This is a genomic window from Lysobacter sp. SCRH-1R (genome assembly GCF_057747855.1).
Genome location: NZ_CM173227.1, coordinates 3005695 through 3029847 on the forward strand (window position 1 = coordinate 3005695; position 24153 = coordinate 3029847).

The following is a 24153-nucleotide window of genomic DNA, read 5'->3' on the forward strand; positions in this document are numbered from 1 at the left end:
CACGGCCGCGCGCGTCGCGTCGGCCGAGGGAGTGCTAATGTCCGCTTTCGAACCATGGCGGACATACGCATGTTTGGTGACGCATGAGCAATGACCCCACCGCCAAGGTGCTATTCCGCATCCCTGAAGATGATGGATCCGCGTCAGTCGAGACGCTGTGGGCAGTTCCACTCGGCAACGATCTGTACAAGTTGGACAACTCGCCGTTCTGCGCCTACGGAGTCTCCTGGCAAGACACGGTGTACGCCCCCTTCGATCCCCAGGAAGGAATGCCCACCTTCCAGTCTGTCGTGGAGAGGTCTGGTAATCGAACCGTTCGCGTTATCCTCGTCCCCTCCGCATCAGCCGGTAGCGGGACGGAGGGCGTGCTACAGGGCTTGATCAATCTCGGTTGCAGCGACGAAGGGATGGCGCCGGGTTGACCCAGTAGTTCCTCAGCAGTCTCCTGCGCATGCTCGCTGAGGAAATAGAGCGCCGCGAACAAACCCTCGGTGATCGACACATCCAAGGGTAGCTGCTTCAGGGGTGGCTCTTGGCTGCTCTCGAGCTGCCCCCGGAACGCGTCGCTGTTGGCCAGTACGCGTGCCAGCGCATGCACGCCCATCAGCATCCCGGTCAGCGCTGCCAGCGTGTGATCGCGCGGCTCAATGCCCTCGTAGGTCCAGAACTTTCGTCCCAGCGGGGAGACGTGCCGGCGCTGTGCTTCGATTGTGTCCATCCATCAACTCCTGTACAGGTGAAGTCGACACATTCATGCCTTCAGTCGCGCGAAGCATTCAAGTCGCCGATGAGCTCTACTCCCGCACCAGTTCCATGCACACTAGAGAACGACACGCGCGCGAGTTGAAGTGTTGACACGGGGCTGTTCGGCCGCCTGTCCTCGGCAAGACCGGTTCGTGTCTCGTAAACACGCCGCCGAAGTGCTAGCGGCGTCCGCAGGGCAGGCGAACAAGCCGGTGCGGGGCAGCGGCCGCTCGAGACTTCGTCAGCCGCCAGCTGCATGGTCAGCGGATTCTACGGCCGACTTCTTGTGGGCTGGCCGCCACCTGCAAACGTAACCTCACCCCAGATTCGTTGAAGGTCTACGCTCGCAGGTTGCACGTTTCGAAATGCGACTGCCAGGCCCTCCGGCGTGGCGAGGATCCATGCCTCCGTAGGCTGCGGCGCTGGCGCGCGCGACAACGGCTGGATTAGCCGAAAGTCTGTGATGTGCTGTGCGCCGACCCATTCAGTGGGATCGATTCGGCCATCGACCTCGATCGCGGCGGCAGGGGCCGTGGCCATCAACAAGAGCGGAACTGCCAACAAACATCGCATGTAACAGTCTTCCCTATCTCAGTGTTCTTACTGCACAACGGACGCGAAGATAACTGGCTGAAACTACGGTGAAGCACGCGCGTTTGCTTGGCGCTTCGACGCGTCTCCGCGTTGAGCATCATTCGGTGCCTCTCCGGCCAGAATCAGGCGCCGCCGGCAATTACTTGGTAGGCGAGCCGGCGCGACAAGCGCTCCTAGGGCCACTCAGCTAAGCTGCGAGATCCTTCGAGTCTGCGCCTTGAACCTCGTTCACCCCAATGTCCTCGTCATCCCCTCCTATAGACCTAAAGAAGAAGGGAATGGTGGCCATCGCAAGCACAGATGTGACAGCAGCGGCACAGTACAAGCCTGCAAGTGTGTTGATGTCGCTGGCAACAGAGATTCCAGTCACCGCCAGCGAAACAAGGACTGACATCGCGACGTTCCTGATAGCGGAGATCCGCCCTCTCATCCAGTCCGGTGACATTTCCTGGATCGAAGAACTCCAACCCACCGCTGAGAATGTCAGTAGAAATCCGTACGTTACTATCGCGCCAATCACTAGGGGTGCCGGTGCGTTGACGGCGTACAACAGGAACACGCCAGCGGCACTTGAGAGGGAGCACAGCGAGTAGGAGAACCGGTTCTTCGACATCGGGCTTCGGAGAACAAAGATGCCACCGGCAACCGCACCGATCGCGAACGAAACGTCGATGATCGTCAACCACCTCCCCTCGTTTCCATAGTTCAGCGACACGACTGGTGCGAGCAACAGGTTGAATACAGCGATGGTTATGAGATCGAACGAGCCGAATGCGATGCACAGAGCGAGTCGATGATTCCTTCTTACGTGGCTGAAGGCTTCAAGCAAGTGCACGTGCTTACGAGCTCCATTCGCACAGCCATGACGACAGACAGGCGCGCCACTCAGATATCCACGACGAGATCGGTGGTCGCTAGTATCTTTACGTCCAGCTCACCGGTTCGCTGGTTCTTTACCAGAACGTTAATGAAGTTCCGAAGGGAGCTTTCTCCGCAGTCTGAGAAGAATACCTTTGAGGTCGGCGCGGGGATGCACGTCGTGGTGGCGCAAAGCGGAGGCAGGTAACGTCCGTCGAGTTCGTTGAAATGGAGGTCCGCTGCCCACCGAGCCAGGAGATCGACGCTATCCTCTCTATCCGATACATCAAAGTAGTCCGGCGCTACTTCCTTCAGTCTTTCGATGTATAGCGGCAATGAAGCTTGCTCTCTCTTGCCGTTTAACCAAACAAATGTATTAAGCGCAGCGACAACAGACTTGTAGGTTGCATCGCCACTGCATCCTTCGACCACGGCTTCGCAGAACAAAGAGAGCTTTTCCCGCTGAGCATCGAGCTTTGGATCCTTCAGCTCCAGCACATCGTTGATCCTGTGCTCAAGGTACCGATGAAGTTTCTCTACGGGACAGTTGTCGCGTACAAAGTCCTCATCGAAGCCGTCGGTCAACAATCTTGACCTCACGCTCTTCGGAAACTCCCGCACCTTAACTTCAATCCGCGACTTCAGACGAATCACAGCGCTACTGACTTCGGCAAACGATCGAGTAAGCCGATCGTACTGGTCGGAAAGTCCGAGTTCGGCGATTGCCGTATCAACGGAGGCATTTAAGATCTCCTCGTGCTTAGCTCTCTTCGCGCGCAGCTCGACTACTAGGGTCCATACGGACGCGCAGAACGGACTTTCGTCGCCGGACAGGATCCGCTCCATCAGCATCTGGACCGAAGCAGCTGGACCGAACTTCGGCGGGGCCATCATGTCGTGAAATATTGAAAGACCCCGTCGCTTGGTGCCGTTGATGATTCTCTCAATTGTCGTTGACGTCACTAGCGCCTGCAGAAGCTGGTTCCCCACGGCTATCCTGCTTGCCACCGGGACCAATCCATTGCCGTGCTCCCCGCAGGTTACCAACGAAGACTTGTGGATGGCGTCATAACCTATTCCCGTTTCTTCGTGGATTGTCGCCAATAGCCTAGCCGTGGAATGGCTACCGGCCACCCCTACGATCTGGCGTAATGGCAAGTTAGTGATTCTGGCCATGTAGCCACACACTGTATCTACCGGGTTTACGGTGCTGATCAAGAGGAGCTCGCTCTTGATGTGTGGAAGAAGCTTTGCAACTACTTCGTCGGTTAGCCGCAAGTGATCTTCAAGCAGCTCCTGCCTGTCGTTCATCGGAAACTTCGACGCCACACCATAGCAGCAGATTAGGATGTCGCCCCCGGCGACATTCGCGTAGTCATCGCTGCATGTTAGTTTTGGAAGCGAGATCTTCTCGCGCGCGCCGTAGATGTACTTTGTCAGCACGCCATCAATGATGTCGTTGCATATCGCCCTACTCTTCTTCACGTTTCGGCTTATCACGCAGATTTCAGCGACCGATGACGTAATGGAGCAGTACTCCACCAGATTCCTGACAACCTCTTGCCCGACTCCACCGAATCCTATCAGCGCGATCTTCATGGTCTGCTTCGACTTTTTCGGCTCTTGTTCGCGTCTTAGAATGGACCCACGTACAGCGCACAACCCGGGGGCAAGCGCTACCGCGGCCACTCAGGTCCCGAGCGTTAGACTTGCAATGATGCTTGACGCTCTCTCAGTGCGGGTCACGGCTGGCCCACGAGCAAGGCCGTTGGTGCGCGCGGGCCAGCCGTCTCGATTACTACTCAACGACGATTTCGGCGAGCCTCTGGTACTGCTTCTCAACAACGCTCCAACCCTGCTTCTGAACTTCTCGGATTCTGTTGAACTGGGCAGTCGTCATGTTCTTGAAGAAGGCTCTTTTCACGCTCTGGTGACCGCTTCAATGCTTTCGTCAATGGCGGCATTAGAATGACTTCGCATCACGCTACTCATCTTTGGCTTCAGCCCACAGTTTGCAAGTTGCCCCTGAAGGGGAAATAGGTGTTTGACTCGTAGTCTTAGAACTACTGATGTTTGGTTGGCGCAGCTGGAGTCGAACCAGCGACCTCTGTGAAGTAATCACAGCGCTCTACCCCTGAGCTACACGCCTGCAAGAGGGCCGCTTGTTTCCCCCATTCATACTCCTGAATAGGGCGGCTGCGATTGATGATGGCGACCGCATCTGCGTTTGTCATCACCACACGGGGCGAAAATGTCGCGAATGAACGCGGACTGATGCTTAGCGTGGTTTGCATTTGTCTCTACGCTGGCCCACGTAGCGCATCTCCGGCGGGGAGGGTCGAGGCCATTCGGAAAGGACTTGCGAGGTGGCTTGCTCGGTCACCCTCGTTCGCCCGCCGTCTCTGCTTGCCAGCGGGTTGGTCTCGCGGCTTGACTCACTCTCTAGTGACCGACCAACTGCGCCACGGGACCGCGAACGGCGAAGTCCCCGCGCACGGAGATAACAGCGGAGGAGAGAGCGCATTAAGAGGAGAAATCGGCATCAGGCCGAAAGCGCGAAGTCCCATCGACTCGCGCAACACCTTGCGAACAAAGTGGAAACTGCACTCCCGCATGCAGCGGGAGAAAAATTCGATTCCGCAAGATGGTCGGGACGGCCGGATTCGAACCGACGACCCTCTGCCCCCCAGGCAGATGCGCTACCAGGCTGCGCTACGCCCCGACGTGTTGCTTGTGCCACCCTTGCGAGCGGGCGGCAAGTATAACGGTTGAACCCTCGCCGCGGCCACCGCGGCGTTTCCTCGCGACGATTCAGCGTCGCAGCAGCTGCAGGACTTCTTCCAGCTCCATCCGCACCTGGCGGATGATCTGCGAGCTCAGCGCGGACTCGTCCTTCGCCGTCTCGCCTTCCAGGCGCAGACGCGCGCCGCCGATGGTGTAGCCCTGCTCGTACAGCAGGCCGCGGATCTGGCGCACCATCAGCACCTCGTGGCGCTGGTAGTACCGTCGGTTGCCACGACGTTTGACCGGGTTGAGCATCGGGAACTCGGTTTCCCAATAGCGCAGCACGTGCGGCTTCACGTCGCACAGCTCGCTGACCTCACCGATGGTGAAGTAGCGCTTGGCCGGGATCGGCGGGAGTTCGCGATTGCTGCCGGGGTCAAGCATGCTCAGCTCCGGAATAGGCTTCCACGCGTTCCTTCAGTTTCTGGCCGGGGCGGAAGGTCACCACGGTGCGGGCGGAGATCGGGATCTCCTCGCCGGTCTTCGGGTTGCGGCCCGGACGCTGGTTCTTGCGGCGCAGGTCGAAGTTGCCGAACCCGGAAAGCTTCACCTGGCGACCGTGCTCCAGCGCCTCGCGCAGCGCGTCGAAGAACGCGTCCACGAATTCCTTCGCCTCCCGCTTGTTCAGCCCGACTTCGTCGAACAGGCGTTCGGCCATCTCGGCCTTGGTCAATGCCATCGTCGCTTTCCTCAACCTCAGCCGCGGATCGTTGCCCCGTACTCCCGCTGCAGCGCGTCGGTCACGCACGCCACTGCGGAATCGACGTCACGGTCAGTCAGGGTGCGCGATTCATCCTGCAGAATCAAGCCCATAGCAAGACTTTTGAAACCCGGTTCAACGCCCTTGCCCTGGTAGCGATCGAACAGCACCAGATCGCGCAGGAACGGGCCCGCGGCGGCCTTCACGGCCTGGCCGATGGCGGCCCATTCGACGTTCTCCGGGACGACGAACGCGAGGTCCCGGCGGACGGACGGGTATTTCGACAGGGCACCGGCGCGTGGCACGGCGCGGCTGAACAGGGGCGACAGGTCGAGCTCGAAAGCGATCACGTCCACGTCCAGTTCCAGCGCACGTTGCAGGCGCGGATGCAGCTGGCCGATCCAGCCGAGCTTCACGCCGTCGCGGTACACGTCGGCCGAGCGCCCCGGATGCGCCCAGGCGGGCTGGGAGGCGCGGTAGTCGAGCGAGGCACCGGCGAGCGCGGCGAGGCTGTCGAGGTCGCCCTTCAGATCGTGGAAGCCGATGGTACGTGCCGTCGCCCCCCACTGCTCCGCATGCACGTCGCCGCACGCGGCGGCGGCGATGCGGCCGGTTTCGATCGGCGCATCGCCCGCGTTGGCGCGGAACACATTGCCCAGCTCGAACAGGCGCACGCGCGGCTGCTGGCGCGCGGCGTTGCGCGCGAGCGCGGCGACCAGGCCCGGCAGCAGCGCGGTGCGCATGACACCGAGTTCGCCGCTGAGCGGATTGGCCAACGGCACGCTGCCGTCGGTGAGGCCCCACGTCGCGAGCAGGTCGGCATCGACGAAGGCGTAGTTCACCGCTTCCAGGTAATCGCGCGAGGCGAGCTGGCGGCGCGCGGTGGATTCGTCGACGCGGGTTTCGCTCGGCGCCACCAGGCGCGCGGCGCCGGCGGGCAGCGTCGTCGGGATCGTGTCGTAGCCGTGGATGCGAGCGATTTCCTCGATCAGGTCCTCTTCGATTTCCAGATCGAATCGACGGGTTGGCGGCACCACGCGCCAACCGTCGGCGACGGTTTCGACCTGCAGGCCAAGCGCGCTCAGGATGCGTTCGACCTCGGCATCGGCGACCGTCAGTCCCAGCACGCGTGCCAGGCGCGCACGGCGCAGTACGATCGGCTGCGGCTTGCGCAGGTGTTCGGTGAGCGTCACGTCCAGCGTCGGGCCCGGCACGCCGCCTGCGATGTCGACGATCAGCTTCGTCGCGTATTCCACCGCGATGCGCGGCAGTTCCGGATCGACGCCGCGTTCGAATCGGTGGCCGGCGTCGGTGTGCAGGCCGAGCTTGCGGCTGCGGCCGATGATCGCCGACGGAATCCAATGCGCGGCTTCGAGGAACACGTTGCGCGTGGTGTCGGTCACCCGCGTGTCGTAGCCGCCCATGATGCCGCCCAGTGCGACGGCGCGCGCACCCTTGCCACCGGTGCTGTCGGAAACGACGAGGAAATCGTCGTCGAGTTCGACGGTGCGCCCGTCGAGCAGCTTGAGCGATTCGCCGGCACGGGCCGGGCGCACGACGACGTCGCCTTCCAGCGTGTCCTTGTCGAAGGCGTGCATCGGCTGGCCGAGTTCGAGCATCACGTACTGCGTGACGTCCACGAGGAAGCTGATCGGCCGCACGCCGCTCCGGCGCAGGCGCTCGGCCATCCATGCCGGCGTGGACACGGTGGCGTCGACGTTGTCGATCACGCGGCCTGCAAAGCGTGGCACGCGCGGTCCGGCGTCGAGCTCGACGCGGATCGTCGCCCCGCTCTGCGCGGAAACGTCGGTGGCGTCGAGTGGCTTCACTTCACTGCCGAGCGCGGCGGCAACGTCGTACGCGATGCCGCGCACGCTGAAGCAGTCGGCACGGTTGGGCGTCAGCTTGATCTCGATGCTGGCATCAGGCAGGCCGAGGTACTGCGCGAGCGGCGTGCCGACCGGGGCGCCGTCGGGCAGTTCGAGCAGGCCCGAGGCGTCCGGATCAACGCCCAGTTCCTTCGCCGAGCACAGCATCCCGAACGATTCCACGCCGCGCAGTTTCGCCGCCTTGATCGCGATACCGCCCGGCAGGTTCGCACCGACGGTGGCGAGCGGCGCGATCAGGCCCGCGCGCGCGTTCGGCGCGCCGCAGACGATCTGCACGGTGCCGTTGCCGGTGTCGACTTCGCACACCTGCAGGCGGTCGGCTTCGGGGTGCCTGCTCGCGCTGACGATGCGCGCCACGACCACGCCGTCGAGCGAGTCGCCCAGCGGCGTGACCTCTTCGACTTCCAGGCCGATCGCGGTCAGCGTCGCGGCGAGCTCGTCGCGCGAAGCGGTGGTCGGAACGTGATGGCGCAGCCAGTTTTCGGAGAATTTCATGGTGAAAGCCGGGAATCGGGAATGGTGAATCGGGAATCGGAATGCGGTGATGGGTTTCGCTTCTACGATTCCCCATTCCCCATTCCCGGTTCCCGCTTCAGGCGAACTGCTTCAAAAAACGCACATCGTTGTCGAAGAAGCTGCGCAGGTCGTCGACCCCGTAACGCAGCATCGCGAAACGCTCGACACCGAGGCCGAACGCGTAGCCGGTGTACTTCTCCGGATCGATGCCGACGTTGCGCAGCACGTTCGGATGCACCATGCCGCAGCCGAGCACTTCCAGCCAACGGGTCGAACCGTCGGGCTGCTGCCAGGCGATGTCCACTTCGGCCGACGGTTCGGTGAAGGGGAAATAGCTCGGGCGGAAGCGCATTTCGAAGTCGCGCTCGAAGAACGCGCGCACGAATTCGGTGAGCGTGCCCTTGAGGTCGGCGAAGCTGGCGTGCTCGTCGACCAGCAGGCCTTCGCACTGGTGGAACATCGGGGTGTGCGTCTGGTCGCTGTCGCTGCGGTACACCTTGCCCAGCGCGATCATGCGCAGCGGCGGCTGGTGTTCCTGCATGTAGCGCACCTGCACGCCGGAGGTGTGCGTGCGCAGCAGGCGGCCGTCGCCGAAGTAGAACGTGTCGTGCATCGCGCGCGCCGGATGGTGCGGCGGGAAGTTCAGCGCTTCGAAGTTGTGCCAGTCGTCCTCGATCTCCGGCCCGTTGCTGAGCTCGAAGCCCAGGCGGCCGAAGATGTCGGCGATGCGCTCCATCGTGCGGCTGACCGGATGCAGGCCACCGCGCGCGGAGTCGATGCCGGGCAGCGTGACGTCGATGCTTTCCGACGCCAGGCGCGCATTGAGCGCGGCGTCGTCGAGCACGGTGCGGCGCTGCGTCAGCGCGGCCGTGAGCTCGTCGCGCGCCTTGTTGATCGCTTCGCCGGCGGTCTTGCGCTGGTCGGCCGGCAATGCGCCCAGCTGCTTGAGCTGCGCGGTCACGCTGCCGTTCTTGCCCAGCAGCGACACACGAAGGGCTTCGATCGCGTCCGGCGTTTCCGCCGCGGCGATGTCGGCCAGCGCCTGCTGGGTCAGTGATTCGATTCCGGTCATGTGCTGCCGAACCTTTTCGATCGTTGTGTTGCGTTGAAGCCCGTCGTTCACCGCTATCGGCCGCGCGCGCGGCATTGACGATACCGGCGCGCAGTTCGCGATGCGGGCACCCAAAACGAAACATGGGGAAGGACTTGCGCCCTTCCCCATGCGTGTATTGCGTTGTGCATTCGACCTGCGCCGACCGTGGCCGGCGCGCGGTGAAGCGAACAACTTACGCTGCGAGCGCGCCCTTCGCCTTCTCTGCCAGCGCCGCAAAACCCTGCGCGTCGTGCACGGCGATGTCCGCCAGCACCTTGCGGTCGAGGGTGATGCCGGCCTTCATCAGGCCGTTCATGAAACGGCTGTAGCTCAGGCCGTTGATGCGGGCAGCCGCGTTGATGCGGGTGATCCACAGCGAACGGAAGTTGCGCTTCTTCTGCTTGCGACCGATGTAGGCGTACTGCAGTGCCTTCGTGACCGCCTGCTTGGCGACGCGGAAAACCTTGCGACGGGCGTGGTAGTAGCCCTTGGCCTGCTTCAGGATCTTCTTGTGACGACGGCGCGCCTGCACGCCACGCTTGACTCGTGCCATTGTTCAGCCCTCCTCAGAGATACGGCAGCATGCGATCGAGACGGCCTGCGTCCTCGGCACGAACGTGGTTCGTCTGCCGCAGGTTGCGCTTCCGCTTGGTCGCCTTCTTGGTGAGGATGTGGCTCTTGTTGGCGTGGCCGCACTTGTACTTGCCGGAAGCGGTCTTCCGGAAGCGCTTGGCCGCCGCCCGATTGGTCTTGATCTTGGGCATTGCGATGTCCTTTCGGATTTCGATGACTGGCGTGGGCGGTGGCATGGCCACTCTTTCCGTCCTGCCCTGCCGGCTTGTAAGTCATTGATCCTCAAGAAAATACGCGGAGGATCAAGACAGGTTCCGTGATACAGCAACAACAAACCCGGCGAACCGGGCCGCACATTATGCGGGGCCGGCGGGCGGGTTGCAAATCTTTTCTTTGAAAATCAGCGGGTTTGGCGCGAAGGCGGCGCTGCGGGTCGATTCTGTCCGATCCGCCTGCCGGCCGGGGCCGCAGCCCGCCCCTGCAAAACGAAGGGCGCCTTCCGGCGCCCCTCTCTCATTGCCTGGTCCGCTCCCGCAGGCGGGAGCCGACGCGAGGCTCACTTCTTCTTCGGCGCGATCATCATGACCATCTGGCGGCCTTCCAGGCGCGGGCGCGACTCGATGACGATGTCCTCGCCGAGGTCGGCCTCGATGCGTGCGGCCATCTCGCGGCCCAGTTCCTGGTGGCTCATCTCGCGGCCACGGAAGCGGATGTTGACCTTGACCTTGTCGCCCTCTTCCAGGAAGCGGCGCATGTTGCGCAGCTTGATCTGGTAGTCGCCCTCGTCGGTCACGGGACGGAACTTGAGTTCCTTGATCTCGACCTGCTTCTGCTTCTTCTTGGCCTCGTTGGCCTTTTTCTGCTGCTCGAAGCGGAACTTGCCGAAGTCCATGATCTTGCAGACCGGCGGATCGGCGTTCGGCTGGATCTCCACAAGATCCAGATCCTCGTCCTCGGCCATGCGCAGCGCTTCGTCGCGCGTGAGCACGCCGATCATCTCGCCATCGCTGCCGATCACGCGCACGCGCGGGACGCGGATTTCCTGGTTCTTGCGATTCGGCTTCTCGGGGGTACTGATGTTGCAATCTCCGGTATGGAACGTGCCGGCCGCCGTGGCGGCCGGGGTCAGGTCTGGCTGCAGGCGCTACTGTACGCCTTCACTGCGCAAACGCGAGGCGAAATCGGAGACGGTCATCGTCCCCAGATCCTCCCCTCCCCGCGTGCGGACGGCGATCTGGCCGTTTTCCTTCTCGCGGTCGCCGACTACCAGCAGGTAAGGCACGCGCTGCAGCGTGTGCTCGCGGATCTTATAGCCGATCTTCTCGTTGCGCAAATCGGAATGGACCCGGAAGCCTTGATTTGCAAGGGTTTTCCGGACTTCGTCGACGTAGTCGGCCTGGACGTCGGTGATGTTCATGACCACGGCCTGGACCGGGGCCAGCCAGGCCGGGAACTGGCCGGCGTGGTGCTCGATCAGGATGCCGATGAAGCGCTCCATCGAGCCCACGATGGCCCGGTGCAGCATCACCGGGTGGCGGCGCTGGCTGTGTTCGTCGACGTATTCGGCGCCCAGGCGGCCAGGCATCATGAAATCGACCTGCATCGTGCCCAGCTGCCAGGTGCGGCCAATGGCGTCCTGCAGGTGGTATTCGATCTTCGGGCCGTAGAAGGCGCCCTCGCCCGGCAGCTCCTGCCACTCCACGCCGGCGGCACTGAGCGCCGAACGCAGCGCGTTCTCGGCCTTGTCCCACGTGGCGTCGTCGCCCAGGCGGGAGTCCGGGCGCAGCGCGATCTTGATCTGGATGTCGGTGAAGCCGAAATCGCCGTAGACCTTCAGCGCCTGCTCGTGGAAGGCGCGCACTTCGGACTCGATCTGGTCCTCGGTGCAGAAGATGTGGCCGTCGTCCTGCGTGAAGCCGCGCACGCGCAGGATGCCGTGCAGCGCGCCCGAAGGCTCGTTGCGATGGCACGCGCCGAACTCGCCGTAGCGGATCGGCAGGTCGCGGTAGCTGTGCAGGCCCTGGTTGAACACCTGCACGTGGCCCGGGCAGTTCATGGGCTTCAGCGCGTAGGTCCGCTTCTCGGACTCGGTGAAGAACATGTTGTCCTTGTAGTTGTCCCAGTGGCCGGATTTCTGCCACAGCGACACGTCGAGGATCTGCGGGCAACGCACCTCGCCATAGCCCGTCTCGCGGTACACGCGGCGCATGTACTGCTCGACGACCTGCCAGATCGACCAGCCCTTCGGATGCCAGAAGATCAGGCCGGGGCCTTCTTCCTGCAGGTGGAACAGGTCCTGTGCCTTGGCGATCTTCCGGTGGTCGCGCTTCTCGGCTTCCTCCAGCTGCGTCAGATACGCCTTGAGGTCCTTGTCGTTGAGCCACGCCGTGCCGTAGATGCGGCTGAGCATCTCGTTGTTGTGGTCGCCGCGCCAGTACGCGCCAGCCACCTTCATCAGCTTGAACGCGCGCAGCTTGTCCGTGGACGGCACGTGTGGGCCGCGGCACAGGTCGGTGAACTCGCCCTGGCTGTACAGCGAGAGGTCTTCGCTCGCCGGGATCGATTCGATGATCTCCGCCTTGTACGCCTCGCCCAGGCCGCGAAAGAACGCCACCGCGTCGTCGCGCGACTTCACGCTGCGCGAGACCGGCAGCGATTCCTTGACGATCTTCTGCATCTCGGCCTCGATGGCCGGCAGGTCTTCCGGCGTGAACGGGCGCTCGTAGGCGAAGTCGTAGTAGAAGCCGTTGTCGATCACCGGACCGATGGTGACCTGCGCGCCGGGGTACAGGCGCTGCACGGCCTGCGCGAGCAGGTGCGCGGTGGAGTGGCGCAGGACGTCGAGCGCGTCGGGATGCTTGTCGGTGACGATCTCGAGCGAGGCGTCGTTGGCGATGCGGTAGCTGGTGTCGACCAGCTTGCCGTCGACCTTGCCGGCGAGCGCGGCCTTCGCCAGGCCGGCGCCGATGGAGGCGGCCACTTCGGCCACGGAAACGGGATTTTCGAACTCGCGGCGGCTGCCGTCGGGGAGCGTGATGGCGATCATGGGATGCGGGCGCGCGGTGCGCGGCTGGCTGATATGGGGAACCGGAAAACGAAAAACGGCGCCGCGGCGCCGTCTGGAAGGGCGTCGTGGGCGCTCAGCGGTGGGCGATGGTAGTGCTCATGTCGCACGCTCGGCCGGCGGTATGCCGCGGGCCACCTTCGTTTCGTGGTTCGGGCGATCGCCCGGGAATGCGGGAAGTGTTGGGGCTGCTGGCGGCCAAGTCAACGCCGGCGATCGCTGGCTGGCCCGGAAAAGAAGAACGGCGCGACCCGTGAGGATCGCGCCGTTCGAACCACTGTGTAGTGGTGGGCGGTACAGGGTTCGAACCTGTGACCCCTACCATGTCAAGGTAGTGCTCTACCGCTGAGCTAACCGCCCGGAATTTCGCCGGACTTCATCCGGATTCCCCCCGCCGCGAACCGCTCGTCGAGGGGCGCGCAGTGTAAACCGTCGGCCCCGCTGCGGCAACAGGTCGGCGGCACCGGACCGCTGCGGCCGGTTCAGGCGGCGAATCCGGCGTCCTTCAGCTGCCGCAGCTGGTCGCGCACGGCCGCGGCCTCCTCGAACTCCAGGTTTTTCGCGTGCTCGTACATCTGCTGCTCGAGCGCCTTGATGCGCGCGGCGAACTGCGCCGGGGTGAGCTTGGCGTAGTCGGCCATGCTTTCGGCGACCTTCTTCCCCTTGCCGCGCCCCTTCGCGGCCTCGCCGGGCTCGGCGCGTGCGCCTTCCATGATGTCGACGATGGGCTTGGCGACCGATCGCGGCGTGATCCCGTGCTCGAGGTTGTGCTGGACCTGGCGCTGGCGACGGCGATCGGTCTCGTCGAGCGCCGCCTGCATCGACTTCGTGATCCGGTCGGCGTACAGGATCGCCTTGCCGCGCACGTTGCGCGCGGCGCGGCCGATGGTCTGGATCAGTGAGCCCGCCGAACGCAGGAAGCCTTCCTTGTCCGCGTCGAGGATCGCCACCAGCGACACCTCCGGCATGTCCAGGCCCTCGCGCAGCAGGTTGATGCCGACCAGCACGTCGAACTTGCCCAGCCGCAGGTCGCGGATGATCTCCACGCGCTCGACCGTGTCCACGTCGGAGTGCAGGTAACGCACGCGCACACCATGTTCGCCGAGGTATTCGGTGAGGTTCTCCGCCATGCGCTTGGTGAGCGTGGTGATCAGCACGCGATCGCCCATCTTCACGCGTTCGTTGATTTCGCCCAGCACGTCGTCGACCTGCGTGGCGACCGGGCGGATCTCCACTTCCGGATCGATCAGGCCGGTGGGCCGTACCACCAATTCGACGATCTGGTCCTCCGACTTGCGCAGTTCGTACGGACCGGGCGTCGCGGAGACGTAGATCGCGCGCGGCGAACGGCCTTCCCATTCCTCGAATCGCAGCGGGCGGTTGTCGAGCGCGGACGGCATGCGGAAACCGAATTCCACCAGCGTTTCCTTGCGCGAGCGGTCGCCCTTGTACATCGCGCCGATCTGCGGGACGGTCACGTGCGATTCGTCGACCACCAGCAGCGCGTCCGGCGGCAGGTAATCGAACAGGCACGGCGGGGGCTCGCCGGGCATGTGGCCGGTGAGGTGGCGGCTGTAGTTCTCGATGCCGTTGCAGTAGCCCACTTCGGCCAGCATCTCCAGGTCGAACTGCGTGCGCTGCGCGAGGCGCTGCGCTTCGACGAGCTTGTTCTGCGCGTAGAGCTGCTCCAGGCGTTCGCGCAGTTCTTCCTTGATGGTTTCGATCGCGTCGAGCACGGTGCGCCGCGTGGTCACGTAATGCGAACCGGGGTAGATGGTGTAGCGCGGCACGGTGCGCAGCGACTCTCCGGTGAGCGGATCGAACAGCGTGAGGCGTTCGATCTCGCCGTCGAACAGCTCGATGCGCAACGCCTCGGCATCGCTTTCGGCCGGATGCACGTCCACCACCTCGCCTCGCACACGGTAGGTCGCGCGACGCAGTTCGGTGTCGTTGCGGGTGTACTGCATCTCGGTGAGGCGACGGATCAGCTCACGCTGGTCGATGCGCTCGCCACGCACCATGTGCAGCACCATGCGGAAGTATTCGTTCGGATCGCCCAGGCCGTAGATCGCCGACACGGTGCAGACGATCAACGCGTCGCGGCGCTCCAGCAGGGCCTTCGTCGCCGAAAGACGCATCTGCTCGATGTGCTCGTTCACCGAGCTGTCCTTCTCGATGTACGTGTCCGAGGACGGCACGTAGGCTTCCGGCTGGTAGTAGTCGTAGTAGCTGACGAAATACTCCACCGCGTTGTTCGGGAAGAATGCCTTGAACTCGCCGTACAGCTGCGCGGCGAGCGTCTTGTTGGGCGCCATCACGATCGTCGGCTTCTGCACCTGCTGGACGACGTTGGCGACGGTGAACGTCTTGCCAGAACCGGTCACGCCCAGCACCGTCTGCGCCGCCAGCCCGTTCTCGAAGCCCGCCACCAGCCGCTCGATCGCCTGCGGCTGGTCGCCGGCGGGCTGGTACGGCGAGACGAGCTGGAATCCGGCGGGATGGAGGCTGTCGTTCATCGGCATGGCTCCGGAAAATTCCTCAGTGTAGTGGGCTTTATGGATGGGGGCGGGAACGGCGTTTCCCTACCCTTCGCCGGGCGCTCGCCCGCTGCCGTCGGCGATGGCTCGTACGAATACTGGTTTCCGTTTATCTGAACGGATTTGAACCATGGCAGCACGCGCGAACGGCCTCACGCTGCTGGAATTGCTGGTGGTCGTCGCCGTCACCGCCGTGCTGCTGACGCTGGGCGTGCCCGCCTTCATGGGCGCGCTGGAGCGCGTGCGGGTGCATGGCGCATTCAGCGCCCTCACCACGTCGCTGGCGCACGCCCGGCTTTCGGCAGTCAGCCGCCGCATCACCGTCGGCGTCTGCCCGAGCCGCGACGGACGCCAATGCCGGAAGGACCTGATCTGGGATCAGGGCTGGATCACCTTCATCGACCGCGCGCGGAACGGCGTGCCGGCGGGGACGGACGCAATCCTCCAGCACGCGACACCGGATCTGTCCGGCATTTCGGTCCGCAGTACCGTGGGCCGACACCTGGTTCGCTACCAGCCGAGCGGCTTCAGCGCCGGCAGCAATGTCACCCTGCGAATATGTCGCCTCGGGGACCATCGCGAACTCGGCAGGGTTGTCGTCAACAACGGCGGACGAGCACGTTCCGAGCGTCCGACCAGGCTCCAGGAATGCGCACCAGAACCGTAAGGGGCAGGCTTGACCCTACTGCTGGAGGCATTACAATGTCGCTCCCCGCCCGAATAGCTCAGCCGGTTAGAGCACTTGACTGTTAATCAGGGGGTCGTTGGTTCGAGTCCAACTTCGGGCGCCAAGCACATCAAGGCTCGCAGCGATGCGGGCCTTTTTGTTGTGTCGCGAAAACGGGGCGTGTCCGAAATCCGATTCAGGGGCGACGTCGCCGCGTGGAGGGAACCGTCGTCGCCATAGTTGTGCTCACCTGGATCGTCTTCAGATGGACTCGTTCCGGCACGGCTGCAGACGAAGGCACGGCCAAGCTTCAAGCCGTCGGACGACCCGACCATGTCCAGGGCCGCGAACCACCGCTGGTAGACGTTGGTGGCTCATCAATGGCCGTGGTGATCAGGTAGCCGAGACCGGACATCCCGGCATCGCACGCCGACCCGTCCCGAATCATGCGAGGCGATCGGCGGGGCCTTGGAAGGCTATCGCGAAGTTCGGATGCTCGCGGCGGTCGAGGAGTACACCACTCATGCGCAGATCGCCGGAGCCCTCCACGAGGGCGACGAGCTCCGATGGTTCCATCAGGGCCACATGCCGGTCGCCCGTGATGTACCGGTCGGCCAGAACGCCGAGATGGGAGATCAGGCCGCCCGGGGCGACATCCTTCACGATCAGCACGCCGTTCGGCTTGAGCAGCGCGAGGCAGTCGCGAATGAACTCGGCGCGTCCTTGCGACGGCACGTGGTGCATCACATCGCTCACCAGCAGCGCGTCGGCGCGGCGGCCGGCCTGGGCGCGGTACGCGGCGAGCGACGTGCTGGGGTGGAGCGTGACGCGCTCGCGGACATCAGGGTCCAGGAACATGCCTATCTGGGCGCGGAGGTCGAGCATGGCGACCGTGACGTCCGGCCGCATGCGCAGCAGGTAGTTCAGCGGCTCACCGTCGCCCCCGCCCACGTCGATCAGGTAGGCGTTCTCGGGAATCGCCTGGACGATCTGCTCAGTGCACCGATGGACATTGATGAAGACGGCGCGATAGGCGGCGCAGAGTTTGCGCTCTAGCGGTCCCGCGATCTTCCGAACGATTGCTCCTGCCGACACGCCCTTCTCCCAGCATCACGCTGGGTGGGAAGGATGCCACCATTCCGACCCGACGGCTGCGGAGTGCACCGCAGATCTGCTGTCAGAAGCTGCCTGCTTCGGACCGACTCGTCGGAGTCCTGCACAGCCGCTCTAGCGTCGGCCCATACGCAACAAGCGCGTAGCTGTCAGGCAACCTGAGACTGCCAATCCGGAGAGCGTTGGTTCGAGTCCAACTTCGGGCGCCAGATTCGAAAAGGCCTGCAGCGAATACTGCAGGCCTTTTTCTTTGTCTGGTTTCCCGGCGTCACGCCGCTGCCGAGAAAGGCCTGCGCGAAGCAGGCCTTTGCATTTCAGAAGCAATCGCTCGCGACGGCGCCGCTCACACTGACGTCCTTCGTGCCGGACTGATTGACGCCCAGCGTTCCGCACTTGGTCTCCTTCGACGCCTGCACGCCCTTGGGTTGTGCGATAAGCCGATAGGTCGACGCCGTGGGATCGGCCGCGAAGCTGAAATCGTAGTGATTCGCCAGTTCGGTGCGGCAGGTCGTCGCAGGCAGCTCGTTCTGCGCGCCCTCGTAGGTCATCTTGGTGGTGTAGTAGCGTTCGGCGAAGTGCGAAAGCTCGGTCAGGCACGCACCTGCGGCGACACGGCGCGTCTTGGCGATGTGTGCCTGATAGCTCGGGTAGGCGAGCGCCGCCAGGACGGCGATGACCGCGACCACGATCATCAGCTCGATCAGCGTGAAGCCGGTGGCTTTGTTACGCATTGTCAGGTTCCCTGTCAGATAGTTGAAAAACGCACGTCCTGTGCGTTCTCCAGATCGCCAGCCCGGTGGAAGCCCGGCCTGGCTTACGGCGGATTCGACGCTGCTCCGCCGGCGCGCCCGCTCCTGCGCCGCGCCGGCGAGGTGTTCCAAAGCCCCTGCTACTCCCGATTGTAGAGCTCGCGCCACGACAGCCGCTTCGGCGTACCGCCACCCGGTGGCGTCGGAACCGTACCGCACTTGCCATCCGAGCCGCACACCAGCACCAGGTTGTCGATCTGGTTCGACTCGGTCGGCATGCCGATGCCAAGGTTCACCGAACCCACCGGCAACTCGCCATCGCCGCTTCCGATGTTGTCGTTCTTGCCGTTGCCGTCGCCATTGACGTCGATGTACGAGGTGGACGAGCCGGAGTCGTCTCCGCCGCTGGTGCCGGTGAACAGGTCCAGGGCGTTGAGGTAGCCGGTACCGCCGGACTCGCACCCCTTGCCTGCTTCCGGAATGATGCTCGAGACCCAGAGCGCACGCCCGTTGATACGCGGACCGCTGACGACGCGCTCACCTTCGGTCGGAACGCCAAGATTGACGTACCAGCCACGCTTGCCGGTCGGGAGCGCCGAGTACTTCTCGAACGCGCGGTACTTACCGTCGTCGGTCACCAGTGCGATCGAGCGCTGCACCAGCGCGGAATGGTTGACGATGGCGGTGCCGTCGTCCATCAGGCCATAGATGCGCTGCGTGTCGGTCGTTTCGATGTCGCCATCCGTGATCAGGCGGCCGGTGCCGAACGCGACCCAGATGTTGTTGCGGTTGACCGGGTCGCGCGCCAGCGCCAGGCCGCCGGTGATCGGCTGGTTGGTGCCCGTCGTGAAGAACGGCGCATTCCCCGAGATGGTCCAGGAACCGGCGCCGGTCCCGGTCATGTCGAACTTCCAGACGTTGCCCTTCAGGTCGCCCGCATAGACGTAGTCCACCTTGCCGTCGCCGTTGAGATCGGCGCCGCGCGGAGCGGACAAGCCGTTGCCACCGGCAACGCCCGTGTCGAAGCGCTTGATCTCGGCGCCGGTCGTCAGGTTGTAGACGTAAAGCACGGCCTTTCCGTTCGCGCTGTCGATACCGTTCGCGACGATGGCGATGTCCACGTTGTTGTTGCCGCGCGTGATCAGCGGCGCGCCCAGGACATAGCCCATGTCGTTGTCGACATCGGCCGTGTGGTCCCACAGGACGCTCCTGGCACTGAAGTTCGACGGCCGGGTGACATCCAGTGCGTACGCGCCCTTGCCGCCGCGGCCCAGGGTGCCAACCAGGTAATTCTTGTCGGCGGTCTGGCGGTAAGCCGACACCGAGATGGGACCGTCCACGAAGAAGTGGTGTTCGTACTCGGGCTTGCTGATCGTCGACAGCGCGGCAAAATCCAGGCCGGCCGGGACATAGGAGAAGTTGACCTTGCCGGTCAGCGCATCGATGGCGTGCATCATGCCGTCGTTGGCGCCGATGAAGATGCTCTCCGATTCCTTCACGTAGAACGGCGAGGAATTGACGATGTCGCCGATCAGGCCGCTGCGCGTACGCAGCTTGCCACCCTTGGACTGCTCGAGGGACTGGTCGCCCTTGATGTAGGCGGCGTTGTCGTCGCCCTCCACCGGCGCGATGGAGCCGGTGCGGGTCAGTGCGGTAGCCTGGTCGCCGGTCGGGAACGACGTGCCCTGGGTACCGCTCCAGGTGAACACGCCGCGATCGGCGAACTTGTTCTCCGGCAACGCCACCTGCTTCGACAGCGTCCAGGCCGCCGTGGTGGAGATCCCCTTGGCAGTCACGTCGTAGGCCAGCATGTCGCCCGTCCACTCGCCCGACATGTAGGTCGCCTGGTAGGCGCGGGTGTTCGACTGGAACGAGGTGCTGTTGGTGGCAACGTTCGAGCCCGACGCGCGCTTCGCGTCGATCTTGCCCAGCACGTCCTTCAGCGCGTCGTAGAACTTCTGAGAGTCGGTCGCGGCGATGAACTCGCCGTGGCCGTTGACGGCGGCATGCAGCAGGTCGTCGATGTTGTTGGTGCTGTCAGCACTCGGCGTCGGCCAGCCCACGGTCCTGCCATCCTTGGTCACACCCTTCTGCGCCAGCACCTCCTCCACGGAGGACTGGTCCAGCGTGCCTTTCAGGCCGATGGAAATACCGAACGTGATCATGTGCTGCCAGAACGCGTCGCCCGTCTTCGGACGCGGCACCACGTTCGGCAGATCGGTGCGCAGGTCCGTGCGCCAGTACTTCATGGCCACGTCGGCGAGGGTGTTGCTCTGGCCGTCCGTGTAGGGAGCGACGGCCTTGTACGTGTACGAGTGCGCGGTGGTTCCGTCGTCGAGCTTGGGACTGGTGATCGTGTCCGTTGCATCCGTGCCGTCGTAGTTGGCCATGCTGAAACCACTGTCGCCGTTCCAGTAACCGTCCGTGGTCAACACGGTGAAGTTCTGGCGGCACGCGAGCTGCTCCGATGCGGCCTCGTTGGGGCCGTACGGACCATCGCCATCGTCTCGCGAGAAGTACTTGCCCGCCTTGTCGAGCGTGCTTCGCAACGGCGTTCCGTCGCTCGGGTCGGCGTCCAGCAGGCTCTCGTACCACTTGTCGCGGTTGGCGCCTTCGAACTTTCCCTCGTTCGTCTTGACCGGGATGTTGAAGTCGCCATCGGCATTGTTGTGGAGCGACCAGAACCCCATGCGCACGTTGTCCACCGCGTCGAAGGCGCGACTCGCGCCCGCCTTGGCGAGTTTCATGCGGGTGCGGTGGAACGAATACCAGGTGGCGAAGTTGTTGCGTTCGGCCTCTTCGCTGCGCTGGGTGCCATCCTTCAGCACCGGGGTCGCCGGGTCGCACTTCGACCAGGAGTAGTTGCCGCCCCAGTTGCTGCGGCTGACGGTCGTGCAGCGCGTGATGACACCCTTGTTCGAGATGGTGTAGCGGTCGTAGTTGCCGAGGTCTGTCGCATCGGCCGTGCTTGACTTCAACACGTAGAAGTACGCGGTGCCCTGGTTGTAAAGGCTGATCGTGGAGGAACCGGGGCCGGCGCTCCGGGCACTGCTGTAAGCGCTGCCGTAAGTGGTACCGCCGGCGATCGGCTTGCCGTCGCTGCCGAGCCAGGGCTCGTACGTGATCTCCGGGTTGTAGTAGAGCGTGTTGGTGGCCGGCGACTGGTCGTACACCGCGCGGATGTCGTTGTCGAACGGATCGTAGGAGCTGTCTGAGCTCCTGTTGTTGCCGGTGGGCCTGCTTACCTCATCGGAGCCGTAGTAGATCCTGCTGACGCTCGGGTTGTACATGTACCGCCATTCCATCGATCCCGAATCGTCCAGGATGAACAGGATGTTCGGCGGCACGGAGTTCGTGCCGGTCTGCAGCGGGTAGTTCGGGAACGTCGCGGCGTGCACGGGCAAGGCCAGCAGGGTGGCGATGAACGCGGCCAGCGGAGCGCGGCTCGACATGGATGCAATCTTGTTCTTGGTTTTCATGGGCGGCTCCGTCACGGTACTTCGTAGGCGGACTGCAGGATCACTTCCGCGCCATTGGGTGCGCGGCTGTAGACGGTGACGCGATAGCGCTGCACCTTGGTCGAGCAAGGCGCGGCGGACACGTCCAGGTCGGTGGAGCAGTTGGAGTTGATCGACCCAAGGCCGAAGTCCTCCACCACGTACTTCGGCCGGATCACGACCGGATCATCGGGATCGCCGGTCTTGAACTCCGTCGTGGCGATGCGGTACCCCGCTCCGCCGTCGTCCCAGAATCCGGCGGCTTCCCACGCGGACTGGGCGCCGTCCAGCGGCTGCGCGCACAAGCCGCCGTTGCAACCCGCCGCCGGCATCGCCGGCTTGGCCTGGGCGAACGACTCCGCCTCGCGGAGCACCGCCTCGGCGGCCTGGAACGAGTAACTGCGCGCGACGGCGTTGGAGGTCATCTTTTCCTGCATGAGCGAACCGCGCATCGCGGCCAGCCCCAGCACGGTGACCAGCAGCAACAGCAGCAGCACGACAGGAAGCGCGCTACCGCGCTGCGCGGGAGAATACGAGCGCATCACAGCACCCCCTGCCGGTTGCGCAGGGCAACCGTGTTGACGACGGTCCGGGTCAGCAGGTTGCCGTCGGTACCGCGGATGTCGCCCGCGGCGAGGCCGCCTTCGACGCCGGAGAAGGTGAGCGAAATACGCGCGGAGACGACGTTGCTCCAGTTCGCGACGGCCGCGGGCGCCTGATAGGCGGCACCGCCGTTCGACAGGTAGGTGATGCTCAAGCCGCTGACCCCTTCGGCGATTTCCACCGGCGGTTCCAGCGGATCCGGCGTGGCGTTGTTGTCCTTGGTCGTGAGCGTGGCGCGGTAGAGGGACGTGCTGCCGCGACCGTTGTTGCCGATGTACCAGCGGACCGAGACCACCCGCGCCATGCGCGCCGGCGTGTCGCTCTTCAGGTCGCACTCCGCGCTCGCGGCGCCGCCGGTCGGGACCAGCATGCAATACCGGTTCACCGAGCAGGTGCCGGTGCGATCGAACTTGAACGCCGCGCACGTATTGCCTGGCGTGGCGGCGCCGCCACCGCCGTTGTGCTGCACCTTGTCGGTGGAACTCAAGCCGGTCGCCTGGAAAATCAGGGCGAAATCCATGTTGCACACCATCAGGATCTCGCCTTCGGTGACGCCGGCGTTGGTATTCAGATCGAGTTCGGCGCTCGGGTTGGTGTGGGCGGTGACGCGGTAATCGCCGGTGTTCGCCAGATGCAGGTCGATGGCGTCGGTGCCGTTCACGCGGTTCGCGGCGGCCGAGCCGAACACGGTGCCGGGCGTCGCGGTGGCGCCGTTGTATCCCCGGATTCCCTGCGCGAACGACTGCCACCAGCTGTCGTCGGCGGTGGTCAGCTGGTTGATGAGGGTGGCGGACGAGGAACACGGGTTGCCGCCGGCCTCGCGCACATCGCGCGACATGAGTTCGAAGGCGACGCGCGAACTCTCCTGGATGCGGTTCACCGTTTCGGAGGTGCCGTATACGCGACGATTCGACAGGAACACCGCGCTGGCCGCGCCGACCACGATCAGGCCCAGCACGAGCGAGATCATCAGCTCGATGAGCGACAGGCCCGACTGGCGGCTGCGTGAGGTGGGAGTCTGTTTCATGATCACAGCCTGCTCGTGGTCTGGATTTCGATCTGGACCGGCCTGTCGGCCTTGGCACCGGTGCCGCGGCTGTCGCTCCAGCGCACGCCGACCGTGCAGCTCTGCGTGCCGCACTGGATGCGTCCGCATGCGGTCTCGCCCATGTTGGCCTGGAGCTGCGAGATCCACGCGCCGATCTCGCCGATGGCGCGCGCGTCGTCGTCGTCGCCCGCGGCCGGCGCTTCGCAGGTCCAGGCGCGGTTGTAGCCGCCACTGCGCGCGGTTTCGCGGTTGGTGCGCATCGCGTCGAAGATGGTGTAGGTCTGCATGATGGCCTGCGTGCGCTCGGCCGAACTGCTGGTGTTCTTCAACGTCACGGCCTGCAGGGCGGCGATGCCGAGCAGGCCGATCGCCATGATCAGCACGGCGATCAGCACCTCGAGCAGGGTGGCGCCCTGCTGCGACCGCCGACGGGGCGGAGGTGGCGAATGGATCATGCGAACTCCCGGATGTCTTTCAGGTTGTCGGGAACGCACGTCCTGTGCGTTCGCGAACAGATGTTTCCCACGTGCCGCTAGTTGCAGCCGGCGACGACGGACGGCTCGACGTGGACGCGGCTGACGTTGACCTTCACGCTGCGCAGGTTCGGCCCGCTGTCAACGGCGCTGGAGCACAGCGTGATGTCCGCGCTGCGCACGACCGGATTGCCCATGCGCACGAAACCGTCCGCGCTGAACCACATCCGGTTGTTGGTCGCCAGCGGCGCCGTCCCCTTCACGACGATGCCGCCCTGTGTCGCGACCACATCGCGGATCAACGTGTCGCCCGCGCCGGCATCATTGTTGCGGTCGGCGTCGAAGAACAGGATCACGCGCTGCCAGTCGGCGCCGGAGCACGTGGTGCCGTTGGCGCTCGGGCACAGGACCACCCGCCCGTTGCGACGCACGGCTTCCATGCGCGCCGTCTGGATCGCGGATACGTATTCGTTGGCTGCAGCGGTCAGCCGGTTGCGGGCAATGAGTTGCGAGAACGACGGCACCGCAAGGCCGATCAGCACGCCGAGCACGGCAAGTGTGACCATCAGCTCAATTAGCGATACACCGGACTGCTTCCCCATCCCCGCCGTCGACCGAGCGCTCCGGCTCGCAAGGCTCCCCATGCCTGCC

General features: G+C 64.1%; 21 protein-coding genes and 4 tRNA genes. 4 read left to right on the top strand and 21 right to left on the bottom strand.

Translation table 11 applies throughout. The features are described 5' to 3' along the window. Positions 1 to 83: 83 nt before the first annotated feature. Positions 84 to 422: a DUF4265 domain-containing protein gene (locus AC3ANK_RS13790; protein ID WP_206861311.1), complete on the top strand. Its 339-nt coding sequence runs from the start codon at positions 84 to 86 to the stop codon at positions 420 to 422. A 1103-nt stretch (positions 423 to 1525) separates the two neighbouring features. Here the strand turns inward: AC3ANK_RS13790 and AC3ANK_RS13795 are convergent. After that, positions 1526 to 2167: an MFS transporter gene (locus tag AC3ANK_RS13795; protein WP_484171452.1), complete on the bottom strand. Its 642-nt coding sequence runs from the start codon at positions 2165 to 2167 to the stop codon at positions 1526 to 1528. Positions 2168 to 2223: 56 nt separating this feature from the next. Continuing rightward, positions 2224 to 3795 carry a lactate/malate family dehydrogenase gene (locus AC3ANK_RS13800; RefSeq protein ID WP_484171453.1) on the bottom strand — a complete coding sequence of 524 codons (1572 nt, stop codon included), beginning with the start codon at positions 3793 to 3795 and terminating at the stop codon, positions 2224 to 2226. A 172-nt stretch (positions 3796 to 3967) separates the two neighbouring features. On the opposite strand from AC3ANK_RS13800, the gene AC3ANK_RS13805 reads away from it, so the two are divergent. Beyond that, complete coding sequence (locus tag AC3ANK_RS13805) at positions 3968 to 4168, top strand: hypothetical protein (RefSeq protein WP_484171454.1); 201 nt, start codon at positions 3968 to 3970, stop codon at positions 4166 to 4168. A 102-nt stretch (positions 4169 to 4270) separates the two neighbouring features. Here AC3ANK_RS13805 and AC3ANK_RS13810 read toward each other — a convergent pair. From AC3ANK_RS13810 to uvrB, 12 genes are all read right to left on the bottom strand, one after another. Then, positions 4271 to 4345, bottom strand: a tRNA-Val gene (locus AC3ANK_RS13810). A gap of 496 nt (positions 4346 to 4841) precedes the next feature. Beyond that, a tRNA-Pro gene (locus AC3ANK_RS13815) sits at positions 4842 to 4918 on the bottom strand. Positions 4919 to 5007: 89 nt separating this feature from the next. Beyond that, complete coding sequence (locus tag AC3ANK_RS13820; protein ID WP_115842430.1) at positions 5008 to 5364, bottom strand: MerR family transcriptional regulator; 357 nt, start codon at positions 5362 to 5364, stop codon at positions 5008 to 5010. Beyond that, entirely contained in the window at positions 5357 to 5659 is a 303-nt protein-coding gene (gene ihfA / locus AC3ANK_RS13825; protein ID WP_115842431.1) for an integration host factor subunit alpha, read from the bottom strand. Before ihfA ends, AC3ANK_RS13820 begins: the two co-directional genes overlap by 8 nt. Positions 5660 to 5676: 17 nt before the next feature. Then, complete coding sequence (gene pheT, locus AC3ANK_RS13830; RefSeq protein ID WP_484171455.1) at positions 5677 to 8064, bottom strand: phenylalanine--tRNA ligase subunit beta; 2388 nt, start codon at positions 8062 to 8064, stop codon at positions 5677 to 5679. 97 nt (positions 8065 to 8161) lie between these two features. Then, positions 8162 to 9157, bottom strand: coding sequence for a phenylalanine--tRNA ligase subunit alpha (gene pheS, locus AC3ANK_RS13835; protein WP_484171456.1), 996 nt, complete (start codon positions 9155 to 9157; stop codon positions 8162 to 8164). 214 nt (positions 9158 to 9371) lie between these two features. After that, entirely contained in the window at positions 9372 to 9731 is a 360-nt protein-coding gene (gene rplT / locus AC3ANK_RS13840) for a 50S ribosomal protein L20 (protein ID WP_206861317.1), read from the bottom strand. Between the two features lie 13 nt (positions 9732 to 9744). After that, a complete protein-coding gene (gene rpmI / locus AC3ANK_RS13845; protein WP_027083463.1) occupies positions 9745 to 9942 on the bottom strand; it encodes a 50S ribosomal protein L35 in 198 nt (65 codons plus the stop codon). Between the two features lie 365 nt (positions 9943 to 10307). Then, positions 10308 to 10829, bottom strand: coding sequence for a translation initiation factor IF-3 (gene infC / locus AC3ANK_RS13850; protein WP_206861645.1), 522 nt, complete (start codon positions 10827 to 10829; stop codon positions 10308 to 10310). Positions 10830 to 10895: 66 nt separating this feature from the next. Further along, on the bottom strand, positions 10896 to 12797 hold the full coding sequence (gene thrS, locus AC3ANK_RS13855) for a threonine--tRNA ligase (protein WP_484171457.1): 1902 nt from the start codon (positions 12795 to 12797) through the stop codon (positions 10896 to 10898). 303 nt (positions 12798 to 13100) lie between these two features. Then, positions 13101 to 13175, bottom strand: a tRNA-Val gene (locus tag AC3ANK_RS13860). Between the two features lie 122 nt (positions 13176 to 13297). Next, positions 13298 to 15331: an excinuclease ABC subunit UvrB gene (gene uvrB / locus AC3ANK_RS13865; RefSeq protein ID WP_484171458.1), complete on the bottom strand. Its 2034-nt coding sequence runs from the start codon at positions 15329 to 15331 to the stop codon at positions 13298 to 13300. A 151-nt stretch (positions 15332 to 15482) separates the two neighbouring features. Here uvrB and AC3ANK_RS13870 point away from each other — a divergent pair, with 151 nt between their 5' ends. Then, the gene (locus AC3ANK_RS13870) at positions 15483 to 16019 is read left to right on the top strand and encodes a GspH/FimT family protein (RefSeq protein ID WP_206861320.1); all 537 of its coding nucleotides are present in this window, start codon (positions 15483 to 15485) and stop codon (positions 16017 to 16019) included. 47 nt (positions 16020 to 16066) lie between these two features. Beyond that, positions 16067 to 16143: transfer RNA gene (locus AC3ANK_RS13875), tRNA-Asn, on the top strand. Positions 16144 to 16463: 320 nt separating this feature from the next. Here AC3ANK_RS13875 and AC3ANK_RS13880 read toward each other — a convergent pair. The 7 genes from AC3ANK_RS13880 to AC3ANK_RS13910 form a co-directional block, all read right to left on the bottom strand. After that, positions 16464 to 17114: a methyltransferase domain-containing protein gene (locus tag AC3ANK_RS13880; RefSeq protein WP_484171459.1), complete on the bottom strand. Its 651-nt coding sequence runs from the start codon at positions 17112 to 17114 to the stop codon at positions 16464 to 16466. A gap of 332 nt (positions 17115 to 17446) precedes the next feature. Next, on the bottom strand, positions 17447 to 18013 hold the full coding sequence (locus AC3ANK_RS13885; RefSeq protein ID WP_305062268.1) for a type IV pilin protein: 567 nt from the start codon (positions 18011 to 18013) through the stop codon (positions 17447 to 17449). Positions 18014 to 18021: 8 nt separating this feature from the next. Continuing rightward, positions 18022 to 21360 (bottom strand): pilus assembly protein, encoded by a 3339-nt coding sequence (locus AC3ANK_RS13890; RefSeq protein ID WP_484171460.1) that lies wholly within the window; start codon positions 21358 to 21360, stop codon positions 18022 to 18024. 11 nt (positions 21361 to 21371) lie between these two features. Beyond that, positions 21372 to 21920 (bottom strand): pilus assembly PilX family protein, encoded by a 549-nt coding sequence (locus AC3ANK_RS13895; protein ID WP_206861322.1) that lies wholly within the window; start codon positions 21918 to 21920, stop codon positions 21372 to 21374. Further along, entirely contained in the window at positions 21920 to 23008 is a 1089-nt protein-coding gene (locus AC3ANK_RS13900) for a prepilin-type N-terminal cleavage/methylation domain-containing protein (RefSeq protein ID WP_206861323.1), read from the bottom strand. Before AC3ANK_RS13900 ends, AC3ANK_RS13895 begins: the two co-directional genes overlap by 1 nt. Before the next feature lie 2 nt (positions 23009 to 23010). Next, positions 23011 to 23484 (bottom strand): type IV pilus modification protein PilV, encoded by a 474-nt coding sequence (pilV, locus tag AC3ANK_RS13905; protein WP_206861324.1) that lies wholly within the window; start codon positions 23482 to 23484, stop codon positions 23011 to 23013. A 77-nt stretch (positions 23485 to 23561) separates the two neighbouring features. After that, positions 23562 to 24104 (bottom strand): GspH/FimT family pseudopilin, encoded by a 543-nt coding sequence (locus AC3ANK_RS13910; protein WP_255542050.1) that lies wholly within the window; start codon positions 24102 to 24104, stop codon positions 23562 to 23564. Positions 24105 to 24153 lie beyond the last annotated feature (49 nt).